The sequence below is a fragment of the Alteromonas lipotrueae genome (assembly GCF_019249215.1).
GTDB classification, from domain to species: domain Bacteria; phylum Pseudomonadota; class Gammaproteobacteria; order Enterobacterales; family Alteromonadaceae; genus Alteromonas; species Alteromonas lipotrueae.
In genome coordinates, this window is sequence record NZ_JAESDI010000020.1 from 49,169 (window position 1) to 66,232 (window position 17,064).

The 17,064-nt window shown below is 44.3% G+C and carries 14 protein-coding genes and 1 tRNA gene; 14 read left to right on the plus strand and 1 reads right to left on the minus strand.

The features are described 5' to 3' along the window. Positions 1 to 31: 31 nt before the first annotated feature. Entirely contained in the window at positions 32 to 475 is a 444-nt protein-coding gene (locus JKP82_RS18945; RefSeq protein WP_232370733.1) for an RDD family protein, read from the minus strand. 464 nt (positions 476 to 939) lie between these two features. Between JKP82_RS18945 and JKP82_RS18950 the strand changes: the two genes are divergently transcribed. The 14 genes from JKP82_RS18950 (at position 940) to JKP82_RS19015 (ending at position 16,978) form a co-directional block, all read left to right on the plus strand. Continuing rightward, entirely contained in the window at positions 940 to 1,473 is a 534-nt protein-coding gene (locus JKP82_RS18950; protein ID WP_159533006.1) for a sigma-70 family RNA polymerase sigma factor, read from the plus strand. Then, the gene (locus JKP82_RS18955; protein ID WP_159533008.1) at positions 1,470 to 2,171 is read left to right on the plus strand and encodes an anti-sigma factor; all 702 of its coding nucleotides are present in this window, start codon (positions 1,470 to 1,472) and stop codon (positions 2,169 to 2,171) included. Before JKP82_RS18950 ends, JKP82_RS18955 begins: the two co-directional genes overlap by 4 nt. A 157-nt stretch (positions 2,172 to 2,328) precedes the next feature. Beyond that, positions 2,329 to 3,909, plus strand: a complete 1,581-nt coding sequence (locus JKP82_RS18960; protein WP_218398259.1) for a DUF4331 domain-containing protein — start codon at positions 2,329 to 2,331, stop codon at positions 3,907 to 3,909. 12 nt (positions 3,910 to 3,921) lie between these two features. After that, a complete protein-coding gene (locus tag JKP82_RS18965; RefSeq protein WP_159533012.1) occupies positions 3,922 to 4,428 on the plus strand; it encodes a cadherin-like domain-containing protein in 507 nt (168 codons plus the stop codon). A gap of 78 nt (positions 4,429 to 4,506) precedes the next feature. Then, positions 4,507 to 5,658 (plus strand): hypothetical protein, encoded by a 1,152-nt coding sequence (locus JKP82_RS18970; protein WP_218398261.1) that lies wholly within the window; start codon positions 4,507 to 4,509, stop codon positions 5,656 to 5,658. 9 nt (positions 5,659 to 5,667) lie between these two features. After that, the gene (locus JKP82_RS18975; protein ID WP_218398262.1) at positions 5,668 to 6,822 is read left to right on the plus strand and encodes a HupE/UreJ family protein; all 1,155 of its coding nucleotides are present in this window, start codon (positions 5,668 to 5,670) and stop codon (positions 6,820 to 6,822) included. Positions 6,823 to 7,023: 201 nt separating this feature from the next. Further along, on the plus strand, positions 7,024 to 8,397 hold the full coding sequence (locus JKP82_RS18980) for an MATE family efflux transporter (protein ID WP_159533018.1): 1,374 nt from the start codon (positions 7,024 to 7,026) through the stop codon (positions 8,395 to 8,397). Positions 8,398 to 8,483: 86 nt separating this feature from the next. Then, on the plus strand, positions 8,484 to 10,349 hold the full coding sequence (locus JKP82_RS18985; RefSeq protein WP_159533020.1) for an IucA/IucC family protein: 1,866 nt from the start codon (positions 8,484 to 8,486) through the stop codon (positions 10,347 to 10,349). Beyond that, positions 10,336 to 12,102 carry an IucA/IucC family protein gene (locus tag JKP82_RS18990; protein WP_218398264.1) on the plus strand — a complete coding sequence of 589 codons (1,767 nt, stop codon included), beginning with the start codon at positions 10,336 to 10,338 and terminating at the stop codon, positions 12,100 to 12,102. Before JKP82_RS18985 ends, JKP82_RS18990 begins: the two co-directional genes overlap by 14 nt. A 16-nt stretch (positions 12,103 to 12,118) precedes the next feature. Beyond that, on the plus strand, positions 12,119 to 13,426 hold the full coding sequence (locus JKP82_RS18995) for an AMP-binding protein (RefSeq protein ID WP_218398267.1): 1,308 nt from the start codon (positions 12,119 to 12,121) through the stop codon (positions 13,424 to 13,426). 4 nt (positions 13,427 to 13,430) lie between these two features. Next, entirely contained in the window at positions 13,431 to 14,762 is a 1,332-nt protein-coding gene (locus JKP82_RS19000; protein WP_218398269.1) for a DUF6005 family protein, read from the plus strand. Beyond that, positions 14,759 to 15,601, plus strand: coding sequence for a sugar phosphate isomerase/epimerase family protein (locus JKP82_RS19005; RefSeq protein WP_218398271.1), 843 nt, complete (start codon positions 14,759 to 14,761; stop codon positions 15,599 to 15,601). Before JKP82_RS19000 ends, JKP82_RS19005 begins: the two co-directional genes overlap by 4 nt. 29 nt (positions 15,602 to 15,630) lie before the next feature. Then, a complete protein-coding gene (locus tag JKP82_RS19010; protein ID WP_218398272.1) occupies positions 15,631 to 16,725 on the plus strand; it encodes a heparan-alpha-glucosaminide N-acetyltransferase domain-containing protein in 1,095 nt (364 codons plus the stop codon). A gap of 166 nt (positions 16,726 to 16,891) precedes the next feature. Continuing rightward, positions 16,892 to 16,978, plus strand: a tRNA-Leu gene (locus JKP82_RS19015). The last annotated feature ends 86 nt before the right edge of the window (positions 16,979 to 17,064 follow it).

Here is a 17,064-nt window from a genome sequence, read left to right on the forward strand (position 1 = left end):
TTCCCTTTCTTATTTGTATTAGCGCTTTTGCTTACCAGCTTTTATGGTCGTTACTTTCTTTAGTCAGTTTGAGCACTTGGGTTTGCGCCAATCTATCTTGCAACGATTGCTTGTGCTTAAAATCAAACAATACCAACAACGTGCCTAAGCCCCCTAATGAAGCCACTAAACGAATGAGCAAACGCGGCCATGTCATAGGCGCATCTACGGTGCTGAAGATACGAAGTCGCCATGCACGCATACCCAAGGTTTGCCCACCTCGCTTCCAAAACCATAAAAAGAAACCAACCACCCACAAGCCAACCCATATTTGAATCAGTAACTTGTACCCAGTAGATGCCTGAATTAATTCAGCGGGTTGCTCGTAGCCTTGCAAATCCAATATACCATTTGAAAGCAGTACAATAAGCGTCACTATTACCACCATCGCCGCACACATACCTACCGCAACGGCCACTAGCGTATCGTATATCATGGCAGCTAAACGACGAATAAATCCTGCGCGCTCCGAGGAAGGGGTTAATTCGACAGCGTCATTTTCGGTGAGTTTTTCACGCTTATTCGCTTTTTTTGCATTGCGTGCAGCACGTGACGCTTTGTTGTGACTTTTGTTCAAAATACTTCCGATACAGTTCTATACCGCGCTAGTGTGCCACAACCCAGACAATGCATAAATAACCGATAGTGAAACAGGGCTAGTTTTAATACTTAGTATTGTGAATCGCTAAGCCATTACCGGTTAGAAATAGCGTGTAGGGTGAAGAGCACAAAGAATATTTATACTTTTTGCATCTAATTAAAGACGGCAAACGTTTAATAACATGTAAACACAAACAATCGATCGAAAAATTCTTGTGTCTATGCCCTGATCAGAGTTCCGAAGCTTAAGGCCATTTAATTTCTAAATGCCATTTATGGCTCGGTAAAGAAGGATACTTTATGGAACATGAAACCTTGTTTCCCCTACTGTGTGAAACAGCGAATGGCAATAAAGCCGCTTTTGCTGAGCTATATAAATTAACTAGCCCTCAGCTATATGCTGTGGTGTTAAAGCTTTTGAAGCGGCCGGAACTAGCCGACGAAGCTACCCAAGATGCGTTTATCAAAATATGGCATAACGCTGGCAGTTACCAACGAGGTAAAGGTACTGTGTTGACGTGGATGGTCAGTATTGCTCGCTACCGTGCATTAGATTTAATACGCTATCACAATCTGAGAAATGAAGTATCACTAGATAACGAAGCGCCTCAATTGGATGAGTCTTCTAACACCGTTCGGATGAATACCGAGCAAGATAAATTAGCGGAATGTTTGGATGAATTGGATCAATCCCAACGCCAAGCAATCCAATTGGCTTATGTAAATGGACTATCCCATCAAGAAGTTGTGAACCATTTGTCGTCGCCTCTGGGCACTATTAAAAGCTGGATTAGACGTGGCCTTCAAAGCTTACAAAGGTGTTTGTCATTATGAATTATTTGAAAGAAGAACGGTTAAACGCACTCGCGGCCGAATATGTGGTGGGCACCTTACGTGGCAAAGCGCGTCTGCGGTATCAAAAACTATTGATGCAGTACCAAATTGTGGGTGAAACCACCGCCAAGTGGGAAGAATACTTGGTAGGCTTTTCAGACGGCATAACCCCTGTAGAGCCACCTCACGGTGTGTGGGAACAAATTCAGCACCGTCTTAATCATGGCAATTCAACAAAACCAGTGTCGAACGTTGTTGAATTTGAACAAGCAAAGCAGGCTAGATGGCGTTATCTCTCCTTTCTGTCTACCGCTGCTGCAATGATATTTGCGGTACTTCTTGTAGTGATGATACCGGTAGCCGATGAAGAGATTTCTCATGTTGCTGTTGTAAATAACGCAGACAATACGCCGCTGTGGGTAATAGAAATATCTGAATCTACCATGGATGTAAAAGTGACCAGCGCATTTGCTGCTATTACCGATAAAGATTATGAGTTATGGATGGTGCCTGAAAACGGCGAAGCCCCTATTTCCTTAGGCTTATTACCCGAATCTGGACTTGAGCATCTTGCAACCAATGCCATATTACTCAACGGTAGAATCGCGGCACTAGCCGTAAGCTTAGAAGCGCCAGGCGGATCAAAAACCGGTGCACCTACTGAAGTGTTATACATAGCGCCGCTAGTTTCTGTGTAATAGAGAAGACATTTCTAAAAAAGTACTTTTGAAAGCCGGCATTCAAGCCGGCTTTTTTGTGTATGAAAAAAGTATTTTAAATAAAAGTAAAATAGTTGCATCCAACTGTGCATCCGAATCGTTTGGCTTTATGAACTCACTCACTAAGAGACATAATATGATTTCGATTAAACGTTCAGTAGTTGCAGTTTCTTGCGCACTTATTGCCGCAGGCGCAGTGGCTTCAAGCCACCGTGAAGCGCCTAATATTACTCGTCACCCTGCTTTAGATAGTACCGACTTTTATGCATTTAACAGCTACGAAGAAGGGCGTGAGGGCTACGTTACTTTCATCGCAAATTACATTCCACTGCAAGATGCCTACGGCGGCCCTAATTATTTCGCCATGGATCCTAACGCGCAATACACCATTCATATCGACAGCGATGGCGATGCAGTAGAAGACGTTAGTTTTGTTTTTGAGTTTCAGTCTATGCTTGCAGCCGAAAACGAAGGTATAGCGTTACCTATCGGCGCAGCAGGCGAAGAAAAAATGGTGAAGGTGCCATTAAAGAACATTGGCCCTGTTAGCGCAGACGACCAAAGCGCCGCTAACTTCTCAGAAATGTATAGCTTAACTATGGTTTCTGGCGATATGCAAAGTGGTGAGCGCACTACACTAACGCCAAGTGCTGGCGATACGTTTACCAAGCCTCTTGATTATATCGGGAATAAAACCTTCACGAGCGAAGCCGAATATGCTCGGTATGCAGAAAGCTTTATCTATTCATTCTCGATACCGGGCTGTAATGACATGGCAAGGGTATTTGTGGGCCAGCGCAAAGACCCTTTTGTGGTAAACCTAGGTAAAACCTTTGATTTGGTTAACTACGTACCGGTTGAAGGCGACAGCGCCCCGGGCGCAGGTGATGGCGGTGGCTTTCCAGGCGGGATTACCCAAAGCGATGATAACGATGACTTAGCCGATAAAAATGTGACCTCAATTTCTGTTGAAGTACCTTCAGCGTGTGTTACGGGCGACGGTAATGGCGTAGTTGGCACTTGGACAACAGCCAGTCTTCCACAAGCACGTATCCTAAACCCTGATGCTACCTTTGCATCGCCAGAAGTTAATGGCGGCGCGATGACACAAGTATCTCGCTTAGGTAGCCCATTAGTTAACGAGCTTGTTATTGGTATAGGCGATAAAGATACGTTCTCTAGTGCACACCCAAGTGATGATGGTCAGTTCGCTGATTATGTCACCCACCCTGCCCTACCAGAGTTGCTGAACATCTTATTCAAAGATGCGGTTAACACTACGTTAGGCACATCAATAGAAACGTTAGCGCCAACTAATTTCCCAAGAAATGATTTAGTTGCCGCCTTTTTAACTGGTTTTCCCGGAGTTAATCAACAGGCCTCAGTAACCGCGTCGGAAATGCTTCGCTTGAATACGGGTATTCCAGCAATCCCCGCGGCTGAACAGTCTGCCTTTGGTGTGGCAGGTGACGATTTAGCCGGCTTCCCTAACGGAAGGAGACCTGGCGATGATGTGGTAGATATTGCCCTTCGTGTTGTGATGGGTCGATTATGTTACCCCATCCCGGTGAACGGTGAAGACACTAACCTTGGCTTGTGCGCAGAAGAAGACGCCAGCGTAGGTAATGTTCCTTTTACTGATGGTGCTCCTGTGGATGCAAGCATGACTGACGCCTCATTCCCTTACCTTAAAACACCTATTGCGGGTTCTGAATAAGGAGTGAAGATTATGAACAACGCTCTATTGAAAGGTATCGCTTTAGTAGGTGCACTCAGTGCGCTTACTGGGTGCTTTGACAGTGACGACGGTGATAACACGCCAGAAGTAAACGAGGGGCCGGTAGCGGAAGATGCCATGTTTACCACGCAAGCAGATATCGCATTTACTGAGATGCTAAGCGCAAACGATGCTGACGGCGACATGTTAACCTATTCGCTAGCCGACGACAGCGCAAACGGAACCACAACGGTCACCGCAGATGGCGATTTTACCTATACACCTAATGCGCAATTTACGGGAACTGATTCCTTTGTTTTCAGTGTATCTGACGGTGTGAATGATGCTGACATGGGCGAAGTGACTATCACCATCGAAGCGCAACAAGTCTCGTTTTCAAGTTATACCAGAGATGCTTTTAACCAAGAAGCGACTGATACCCCCCTTCCCGTCAATGGAAGAGCGTTCACGCTGGATGCTGAGCAAAGCAGTTTTGATGATTTGCTGCCTCAGCAGTAAATAGTACTAGCGCCATGGATGGCGCTCTTTTTCTTCAGATTGTTCACTTTACGTTTATCAAACCTAGGAGTTTAGATCATGAAATTAATGAATCGGCTTGTGGCGCTTAGCGCTTTGTCTACGTTATGTTCATCGGCCTTTACGTTTGATGATACCGCTTCTCTTAGCGGCACATCAGGCGACATTCCTAGCAATAAAGTTATCGCCACATGGAGTGCACAACCTCACGCAAAAATGACCATAGCACAAGCGCAAACAGCGCTTAATCAAAGCCGTTATCCCGATGCTACAGGCAATGAAAGACAACAGGTGATTCGCTTCATTCATTATCAAAAGCAGCAAAAAGACCCCCTTTCTGCTAGCGCGCAAACACAGCTAATGGTATTAGAGGCCAAAGTGCTACAAGGCACACATCAATTTAGCGAAGCTGAGGCTATTTTAAACGAAATAAATACACCGCTTTATGCACCGGCTTTATTGCTATTAGCTGATATTAACATTCAACAAGGTAACCCCGCTGCGGCCAAGAACTTTTGCCAACAATTAATTGGAAAAACCAGTTATTTATTGGCCATCACATGTATTTTGAATGCCGAATTCACACTTAATACTAATAGTGCTAGCTACAAAAAACTATTAAATATTGAGACATTTGCTGAAAAAAACCATGCCGTGGAAAACCATGCTAATAACACTCGCGCCGAGCAAGCGAGTGCGAGCGAACGCCTTTGGTACTACGAAACTTTGGCTGCAATGGCCTATACCCTCGATAAACCCGAAGCTACGCTTTCACACCTGAACAAATTAGACGCACAAAAACTGCCATTAAGCGCATTGCTGCTATGGTCTGATGCTAAGCTCAAACTTTCAAAGCCCAAAGATGTCATTAATAGGCTTACAGCAATTCAGGCTACTAATCGCATTCCCAACAGCACGAACAACGACATAGACGATGGCTTATTGCTTCGCTGGGCGAAAGCTGAAAGGCAAATAAGTCTTCATGACACTGAAATTCAAAAGCAATTAGCTGATAGAATGGCCTTACGTACTTGGCGGGAAGATGTGTCTCATGCAGCGCAAGTGGCTAGTTATTTTTTAGATATTGATTATAAACCTGCTATAGCCCTGAAATTCGCCAGACTGAACTGGCAAGCGGCACAAACACGAAGTGACGCTAGGTTACTTGCACGGGCCGAAAGCGCTGTTGCCACATCATCTGCATTGAATTAAAGAACATATATGAAAACACTTGTAGTTAGTCTTTTATTGTCCCTTTTAGTTATCAACGTAAGCGTAGTAAACGCCCACGAACTTAGTAGCGGGTATTTAACGCTAAACGCAGGTAAAGAAAATACCTATAGCGGTGAATTGTTATTAAAGCCGGATGATATTGGGCAGGTAGCTGGACTAGATACTAATGGCAATGGCGCATTGACGTGGGGTGAGATTCACCAAAACCAGCCCTTATTAGAGAGTTATATAACGAAAGTGCTAAGTATTAGAGTAAACGACTCACCCTGTAAAATTAGCCTTAGCATGCCAAATATTAGAAGTGTTTCCGGTGACTCTTATCTAGTTTCACCTATTCAGATTGTGTGCGGATCAGCTGGCACATTGGGCATTCACTACGACGGCATTTTTGAACATAGCCCTACCCATAAGCTTCTTGTGAACGTAAACCTTGCTGGTCAATCAGGAAGTCGTTCACAAGGCAGTTCACAAAGCATTTCAGAAAACACATCTGTTACCAGCGTACTTGATACAGATAACCGCAGCGTTACATTCGATGCTAGCACTACGTCACTAACCGCATTGTTCATTTCGCTAGTGTACGAAGGTGTATGGCATATCTTCATTGGTATCGATCATATCCTGTTTTTAGTGGCTACCTTGCTTACCGTTAACCTGGTAAGAGAGCAAAAACAGTGGCAAAAAGAGCCTTCAACCTCTCGAATACTAAAGCACACTGTAATATTAGTCAGTGCGTTCACGCTAGCGCACTCTATAACCCTGACCGCTACCGCCCTGAATTTTATTGCGTTGGATAGCCGTTTAGTCGAGCTTGGTATCGCTATTTCAGTGCTGCTGACTGCTCTTAATAATATCTATCCGCTAATTGTTCGTTTAGGCATTATTACGTTTGCCTTTGGCTTATTACACGGAATGGGGTTCGCCAGCGTGTTTGCCGATTTAAATGCGCAGTCAAATAACTTGGTACTTAGTGTGGCTGCTTTCAATATTGGTGTGGAAGTGGGTCAGTTAGCTATTGTGGCAGTATTACTACCCTTGCTTCTGTGGCTGCGTCATTTTGCATTTTATGCCAAAACCTTGATGCCACTCCTATCATCAGTCATTGCGATTATCGCTATTAACTGGACGATTCAGCGCTGGTAACGATCATAGCAGTAAACCTTGTTCAGACCGCTTAACACTGGTGTTAAGCGGGGCTTTTGAATGTCAACCTAATGTCACGCCAAATGTCACAAATGTAACCTTGATTGCACCTCACGTTTCTGCCGCATAACCTTTGCCCCTACACGCTGGTCATCAATGAGGTTTCTAGCACAGGGTTAATTATTTACAGACGAGCAAGCAATGAGTAGTCGCGAGCAAAATCGGGTTCTGGCAGGCCCCACCATTCCCACATTTTTCTATTACGTTATTCCCTCAATGATAGGCTTACTATCACTTACCACCGCTAGCCTTGTAGACGGCATTTTTGTGGGAAATATTGTCGGCTCAGATGCGCTAGCCGCCGTTAGTTTGCTATTACCGTATTTAACCTTTCTTATTGCTATATCACTGATGCTCGCCATTGGCGGCGCGGTAACTGCAGGCAAGTATTTAGGCGAAGGGAACACTACCGCCGCCTCTGACATTATGAGTAAAACTCTGATAACCACTGTGCTAGTTAACTTTTGTTTCGCACTGCTAAGTTTTGCTCTTGAGCCTACGTTATACGTAATTTTAAACATACCTGCACATATTCAACCGCTAGTAACCGAGTATTTTGCCATTATTCGTTGGGTGTTCATTCTGCAACTAAGCACCATGGTGCTTTATTATTTTGTGCGCACCGATGGTCATCCTGTGCTGGGAACAAAAGCCTTAGTCATAGGGGCGCTTACTAATGTTGTTCTTGATTGGGTATTCATATTGCACCTTGATATGGGAATAGCGGGCGCCGCCTATGCTACTGCCATCGCGCAGTTTATACAGTGCGTGGTGCTTATGACCTACTTTTTCAGCCAAAAACGTACCCTACGCTTTTCCTTTAAGCAGAAAAATTGGCGCGCTATTGTTTCCACTGCCTATAACGGCGTTTCAGAATTCGTCAATGAAGTATCAGTTGGCGCCCTTTTCTTACTCCTAAACTGGCTGCTGATTGCACAGTTAGGGGCAAATGGTGTTGCTGCGTTTAGCGTAGTGAACTATTTTATTTTTCTTAGCGTGATGGTGTCTTATGGGGTGGCGGATGCTCTTCATTTACTGGTTAGCCAGAATTACGGCGCAAAGAATACCCCTCGAGTTTACGCATTTCTAAAAATTTCACTTTCAAGTGTGTTACTCACTGGCTTGCTGCTGGCGGGTGCACTGATTTTTGCACAAGCACCTCTTACCACCTTATTTTTAAATGAACGGGACAGCGAGGTAACCGAGCTTGTTGGTCACGTTATAGGCCTGATGTGGCCGGTGTTCATTGTAAATGGCATTAATATTCTTCTAGGGTGCTACCTAACGGCCATTCATAAACCCGCGCCGTCGGCATTGTTGGCGCTATGCCGTAGTATTTTATTTCCCGCAACTATGCTGGTGTTCCTCTACGTTATTTTTTATCACAGCACACTGTTGTCACTGTCACCTTCACCACTATTATTTCTTATCGCACTGCCCATTGCCGAATGGCTAACCTTTAGTTTTGCTCTCATATATAGCTATCGATTTCGCCCCACTACGCTTTTGGAATAAGTAACAAATGTAAACCAACTTGAGTATGATAATCATTCTCATTACGATGACGGGGAATTTTAATGTCTGAGTAAGGGGAGAAAAGCATGGCCACAATCGCCAAGCAAATCGCAGATAATGCATCCTACCACGCTTTTGTTAACGGCTATTTAAAAGAAATAGATGAAGGGGTTTGGCACTCGATAGCACAATGGAAGTCAGTAAGCGGCTTCAATACAGAAAACCGCGATAAATTCATGCTGGAATTACAACTTCAGCACAGTGAAATAAAGCTGATATTCGGTGTGGCGTTTCGGTCAATCGTGGGAAGACACAAACTCACTGGAATTTACCATCAACGTCCAAACAGCATGGAATGGCACCCACTAGACTCTATTTCAGCCATCATGCTATTAATTAAAGAAATCTACGCTCGGTCAAACACCCCCCACGTTTGTGAGCAGGAATTGGAACTCACATTACGCACTATTGAAAGCCATCAGGTAATGGCTGATTATGTCCAAGAAAGAAAAGATGATCCCGCACTAAAAAGCCCTCGTTTTATTGACTCAGAACAATCGGTGTTGTTTGGTCACTGGCTCCACCCTACTCCCAAATCTCGCCAAGGTATGCACCGTTGGCAACACGCGCATTATGCCCCTGAACTTAAAGGCAGCTTCAAACTACATTTTTTTGCCGTAGAGAGAAAATGGCTAAAACAAAGTTCGGCGATTGAACTTTGCGCAGAACACATCGTGCTTCGTATAGCAGAGCAAGACGCTGGCGATGAACAAGTTGCTTTGATTAAGCAGTTTAGTGAAGCGGGCAAGGCGTTAGTGGCGGTTCACCCACTTCAAGCAGAATGGTTACTAAAGCAAGATTACATTCAACAGTTAATTTCCACTGGGCAACTACACCCATTAGGCCCGCTGGGCGCAAAGTTCACACCAACGTCGTCGGTTCGAACCCTGTATTGTGAACAGCTCAACTTCATGGTGAAAGTCTCTATTCCAGTTAAAATCACCAACTCCATGCGTATAAATATGGGTCATGAGCTTGATGCTGGCGTGACCTTAGCGAAGCTACTTAGTACAACACGTTTTTCGTCTCTGCATTCACAGTTTCAAGTTATTGGCGACCCCGCTTACCTATCACTTTCTTTACCTGATATGGATGAAAGTGGCTTTGAAATGATATTGCGCGACAACCCATTTAAGCAAACCGAGAAAGAATTAGGCATTGGAGGAATACAATCAATCGCGGCGCTGGTGCAAGACGCTATTCTCCCTAACGACCGTTCAAAGCTTGCCACTATTATTCATACGCTGTCTGTTCAAGAGGGACGTTCACTGCATCAAACAAGCATTTCATGGTTCGACCGTTACTGGCAATGCGCAATAGAGCCAGCCATTAGGTTGTTCGATCAATTTGGTATTGCACTAGAAGCCCACCAGCAAAACTCCCTATTAGACCTAACTGAAGGCTACCCGAAAACGTATTTTTATCGGGACAATCAAGGATTCTACCTTTCAAGTTCGGATAAAAGCACGCTACTGCAGCTAGAGCCCGATCTCATTAAATGCCCAGAGCTATTTTACGATAACGATATGATTTTCGACCGGTTTGGCTACTACTTAATAATTAACCAACTCTTCTCGGTCATTAATCGCTTCGGCTTAGACGGGTTAGTTGGCGAAGACACCCTGCTAAACCTGGCCCGCATAAAATTAGATAAGCTATTAACCCAAGTATCTTCACTAGGGCAGGGGTTGATACGCTCCATTACAGAGCGTAAGTCTATTCCTTGCAAAGGCAACTTGCTGACCCGGGTAGATGACGTTGATGAGTTACAAGCTGAGATGGAACAAGCCGTTTATACTCAAATTAAAAACCCACTTTACTGCTTAACGCCGCCAGTTTCCCTCTCCCCCAATCTAGCTACCACATTCGAGGTTTGCCTTGAATCAGCTTAATATTGAGAAAAGACCTGCATTAGTGCATGTGAATAAGGGGCTAAACTCACGTTCAAAAGCCCGTGTAATCAAGCAGCTCGTTGAAGCATTACTATTTGAGCAACTTGTTCCTTACCACTATACCAATGGCAGCTTTTGGTTTTCAGTTGGCGCCACCCGTTACATCGCCCGCGGCCACATTTCAAGCTTCGGCCGAATTCGATTAGATGCTACCTATATAAAACAAATCGCGCCATTCAAGACAGCCACTATTGATTTACCTACCTTGGTAAACGACTTACCCGCAAGTGATAGCACAAAACGCCAATTGCTAAAGGAGTTAGATCAAACTATCGGGTTTTGTGAATGGAACGATGCGCATTTATCACAATTGCAGAGTCGACGACATCTAGACTACTCCGCCTTAGAGTCAGCCATTTTAGAGGGCCATCCCTACCACCCTTGTTTCAAAGCCCGCACAGGTTTTAGCACTAGTGATCATGCGTACTATAGCCCAGAAGCAAATAACCATTTCAAGCTTCACTGGTTGGCCATTAAACACGCCTTTTTAGCACTAAATTTACCAATGGAAACCATCCATTTTTGGCAGCAAGAACTGGGCAATGAAACCCTAAATACTTTGCAGCAGCGGTTAAATACTACAAGCACACATGGCCAAGAATATGGTTTTCTACCTATCCACCCTTGGCAACGACAAGCATTAGCATCTGAGCTTACACAACCTATTAATAACAAGGATATTATTGACTTAGGTGAATGTGGCGATAGCTATCAGGCCACTATTTCGGTGAGAACGTTACTGAATGTAACCTCACCAGACAAAGCGCATGTGAAGCTGCCTATGAACATGGTCAATACATCTTCTTTGCGCACCATTGAACCTCATTCAGTGACAACAGCACCGGTCATTTCGAACTGGTTAGATACAATTATCAAACAAGATAGCTGGTACCAAGAAAAGCAAAACCTTGCTATCCAAAATGAATATGCAGGCATCGTAGTTCGACACCCCGACACTACTGTGGGGGCCGAGCATTGGGCGAACAAATTATCCCCAAGTCTTAGCGTAATTTTTCGCAACAGCCAACCGCTAAAAGCAGGCATTACGCACGCCCTTCCCTTTGTTGCATTATCTCTGGTTGAACACGACGGCTTGCCCTTTATCGACCCATGGATAAAAAAATACGGCTGCGAAGCTTGGCTAACTCAACTACTTGAAGTAACGGTTGTGCCAGTGTGGCACTTGTTAGTTAAACACGGCATAGCGGTGGAAGCGCATGCACAAAATATGAATTTACGGCATGACAATGGCTGGCCAACGTCGGTGGTATTGCGGGATTTTCATGAAAGTTTAGAGTATGTCGACAGCTATCTTGCTCAGCCAGAGCTAACACCACACTTCGCTAAATTACACCACGATTACATTCATGCACCAGCCAATCAATTTTACTGGATGTCAGATGTAGATGCACTGCGTGAACTCTTTGTTGATACGTTGTTTGTATACAACCTTACCGATGTAGCCGAGTTGATGCATCGCTATTATCACTATGAAGAAAGCCAGTTTTGGCGACAGGTTAGTCATGTGTTATCAGCCTACGAAAAAACGACTAAGCCATGCCCTACTCGCATAAGAAAAATCAAATTACTTGCACCCACTATTCAAACTGAATCTCTACTCGCAAAAAAGCTGAGTGGCCAAGGGACGCAAGAATTTCACCACTCTATCCCTAACCCTTTACATCCACTTTAATGTGCAGGAGATTTTCATGTTAAGTGTTGATACCACATTTTATTCCACCCACGATTTCGAACGTTTTTACCAGCAATTTTCAGCAATTGCCGAACTGCATGCAAAGCACGCAAATATTGCCGTTTGTCTTAACGATACCGCTACATGGTTAGCCTTATGCCTTTACGCTAAAAACCATGATATTACAGTGATGCCAATTCACCCAGATACGCCGCTGACACAGGCCAAGCGTAGCGCCAGAAGAGCTAAATGTGGGGTATTGTTTTACGGCGACATGCACTCCCCAATTCCTATTGAATATAAAGGTGAGGCAGACCAGCGTGCCGGGCTTATTCAAATGAGCTCTGGCACAACGGGGGAACCTAAGTGCATAAAACGAAGTTGGGTAGCTATAGATGTAGAAATAGCCAGTTACATTTCTCACTTCCCTGATGCTGACGCTATGACCCCTTACGTAGCATGCCCAGTCACCCACTCATACGGACTAATATGTGGGGTGCTAGTGGCGCTTGGTAGAGGCAAAAGCCCGACAATTATTACTAATATCAACCCCAAATTTATAATGAAGTTATTGCTGGCAGCAAAAAAACCGCTGCTTTACTCGTCACCTGCGATGTTAAGTATGCTTAGCATGTTGTGGCCGAAAAGCAGCACGCTTTATGCCGCCATGACTTCTGGTACCTTAATGTCGAAACCAACACTCGATAAGGTAAGTGAACGAGTAACGCATTTATACCAACAATACGGTTGCTCTGAATCTGGATGTGTCAGTTTGGGCCCTATCACTTCCTCCAACACCAGCATTGGTCATGTTCTGCCTCATATTCAAATATCGTCTGGGCATGACGTCAATTACCCTGAAGAAATAGTGATAACCGTACCTGCAATAAATGCCAGCCATCAGGCACACGTTATCCATACCCAAGATTTGGGCTATTTTGAGCATGCAGAAAATGTGTCACCGACGCTGCATTTCATCGCGCGCCAAGACGACACCATTATTGTCTCGGGTTTAAATGTATACCCACAAGAGATAGAAGATATTGTTCTTGAACACCCAAGCGTGACCGATGCCGTACTGTTTAAAGTAAACGACACCACGGCGGGTCAGCGAGCCTGTTTATATTTCACCACCGACAAACTCGATGCCGATACGCTTCGGGCTTGGTGTGGCGACAAACTTGCCGCGTACCAAATTCCGCAATTTTTACATGCAGTGGAGCACATTGAACGCTTAGCAAACGGCAAAGTGAATCGGAAAAAACTGGCAGAAGCATACTGTGCCCAAAAGCTCCAAAACGAACTAGCACAGATGGCAGAGTAACCCCATGGATAAACAAAACATTATTGATGCCATTAAGTTGGTACTTGAAAAAGAGCTCAACAATCAAAAGCTGCGCGACTTTAGACCAGCAGCTCGGCTAAATGAAGACTTGTATTTAGATTCAGTACAGATAATGCAGCTACTGGTTCATATAGAATTGACGCTTGGTATTGATATACCCGATGCTGCGCTGAGTAATGAAGATGTTGCTACCGTATCTTCGCTAGCAGACTTTCTGTTAAGCCAGTCAAACGGCCGAACTAACGAAACTAGCAATGCGACAAATGAGGTAACTGAGGTCCAAGAAGAGTTTGAAGATATCAAAGTGCACTGCTTTGTGAGCTGCTTGTGCGAAAGCATTAAAGCTGATCCGCGCGTAGATCACAGACCATTCTATTTTGGCGTGTGGGACGCTGAAGTACTCATTAGCAATGACCACCATTTAGCCTACCACTCAGATGACATCAACCACGATGAGTTTAGAGCCTGGTATAAAAAAATATATGGCGTATCGGTTACGCCATGGTACTGCGAGACGCTCAGTAAACAAGAGAACCTTCATACCTTACAAACGTTATTGGCACAGAAATCTGAGAGCGAAAATGTCATGGTAATGCTTGATATGTATTTGCTGCCAGAACGTGAGAACAAATTTAATCAAAACCCCTTCCCTCACTATGTGATGTTAGAAGAGACACGCGAGCCAGAAATATGGTTCATGCACGACCCTGACTTTCGTTGGGAAGGCACACAAAATAAATCACAAGTCATCGCCGCTATTGAATCAAAAGCTGTTGCAGGCGGCTATATTTTTGATAGCAGCAAAATAACGCCGAGTAAAAATTCCGTTATCGCCGATTACTTCCTCACCTGCTTCAACGCTAACCACAACCCAATGACGGACAAAGTACGAGACGTTGTTCACGCACACATTGATACAAAAAATAGTGCAACCGATATTACTCAGCTTGGCGAGGCGCTTAAGCAGCTTCCCGTATTAGCAATTCGTAAGTATGCCTATGAACATGGGTTTGCGTTTTTCTGGCGAGACATCGGCTTTCCAGAAGAAGAATTTGAGTATTGGTGCGATGTGATTGAAGCCCTTGTAAGCAATTACAAAAACATCCATTTTCGTGCCATGAAATTGGCCTCTGAGCAACCAAGTCCGGCTCATAAAAAAGCTTTGATAGAAGAAATACTCTTACTATTAGATCAGCAAGATGAGCGCGAATTTAGCATTAAAAAACATCTCTTTGAGGTATTTTCGCAGTGGTCTAGCTTGCACCAGATAAATTTACACGGCACACAAAAACGTGTTGAGGAAGTGGCATTATGAACCTATCAATTTGTACGATATCTTTTCGTCATCAACTCATTTCAATAGAAGAAATAGCCCAATGGGCACAGGCCAACCATTTCCAAGGCATCGAGCTGTGGGGTGCACATGCAAATAACCTCACCGACCAACCCCGTTACGATAAACAGTGGTTAGCGTCTTACGGCTTGAGAGCCACCATGCTGAGTGATTACCTGCCGTTACTGGTTTCTGAAAACGTGCTTTATCACAAAGTACAACATCTTTGCAGACTAGCCAAACATTGGGGCGCCAGTAAAATTCGAACATTTGCAGGGGGAGAAGGAAGTCTTGAATATACTGAGGCTCAAAGAGACGCTTTGTTTAAAAGGCTTCAGCAAGTATGTGACTGGTTAGCTCCTCATGATTTAAATTTAGTCATAGAAACTCACCCAAAAACCTACGCCGACTCCGTAGCCTCTACGCAAGCCATGTTCGCACATGTTAATAGAGATAATCTTCAGTTAAATTTTGACGTACTTCATGTGTGGGAATCGGGTGCCGAAATTACCCGCGCGCTTGAAGCGCTATTACCCCATATCAATCACTTTCATTTTAAAAATATTAGCGATGCACGCCATCTATCAGTCTTTGCGCCTGAAAATGTATATGCCGCCGCAGGGACAAGAGAGGGCATGGTGCCTATTTTTGAAGGAGCGGTAGAGTATCAAAATTTTATTGAGTTTCTCCACCAGCATCATAGCGCTGGTATAGCGAATGCTGATACGTCACTAGAATGGTTTGGTAATCACGCTAAGCAAGTTCTCAGTCGCGACAGGTATTTGATTCAACAGTTACAACAAACATGCTTGCGCGCTTAAAAACGACGTGTAAAACGAGGAGCTTATAAATGACTATGTCGGCCACTTCGCCAATGCAGGATACTCAGCCTGTTAATGAACGCCTACTCACGTTCGATTTTGCCAGAGGTATACTCATTATTTTGATGGTACTGGTTCACGTTCTAGACTTCTATGGCGATACAAGTACGCATGAAAGTTTAGTGGGCTCTACTATTAGGCTTCTGGCCAGCTGGCAAGTGGCCGCGTGGTTCGTATTTATTATGGGGATGTTTATTACCTACAGCGGCCAACAATCGTTATTAACGGGTTTAAAACGCGCGTTGGGGCTATTCGCACTAGGCTATGCACTAAATATTGCCCGGGGCTCTATTCCAATGTGGCTTTCGCTAAAAATGGGGTTAGTCACTCAAGAGCAATTGGGAAGTTATACACCTACTACCGAACTTTTCGTTGTAGATATTTTGCAATTTGCTGGCTTAGCGTTAGCGTGCTGCTTACTTATAAAGCATTTATTCCCCGCCCCAAAATACTGGATTGGCTGCGCCCTTTTAGTAACTTTTCTTTCGCCCTATTTTTGGGACATCACAACAGGCTGGAGTTACCCCGATGAAGCATTAAAACTCTTTTTTGGGAATAAACATCAAGGAGCAATGTTCCCCTTACTTCCCTGGCTAGCCTACCCACTTGCAGGCATGGTATTCGGCTGTTGGTTAAAATATTCAAACAACATTCAACAGTTTTTTAAAACATCACTTTGGATAGGTGCAGCACTAACCGCCACTGGCACGTTACTAACAATGACCAATACCGATTATCATATGGCCAGTAACATGCGAGCTGGCCCAGGAATGATAATTAGCCTAACAGGTGGTGCGCTTGTTTTTTTATGGCTTTGCCAACGTGTAACACAAGGTCAGAGTGCTAATCGCTTTGTTTCACTTTTGTGCTTTTGGGGCAGAAACGTTACAACCTACTACGTTATTCAATGGTTGTTGATTGGCTGGGGTTTGATGCTAGTAGGCTCCCAACAATTGCCGCAAATAGCAGCGGTTTCGGCAATGCTAGTGGTAATGGTACTGTCTCACTTTGGCGTATTGTTGTGGTTAAAGGTACGTACTGTTCGCTCAATGAGAGTGGCGTAACCAGCATCAACATTTTTGTCTGCAACTGGTATTCAACGCCTATCGGAGCCAAGAATGTTTAACTTTTATTCAGTCAGACACATAACGGTAATAAAACCCTAAAAAAAACTTGTACACCTGAGCTACATCGCTATAATGCAGCCTCATCGATAGCAAGCCTATCTAAGCCAGTGTGATGGAATTGGTAGACATGACGGATTCAAAATCCGTTGCCAGCAATGGCGTGGCGGTTCAAGTCCGCCCACTGGTACCATCTCTTTTCTTACCAATGAAAGAGATAACAATAAACCGACGAAAGTCGGTTTTTTTGTGTCTGGTGATTGATAAAGCCGCCACGAA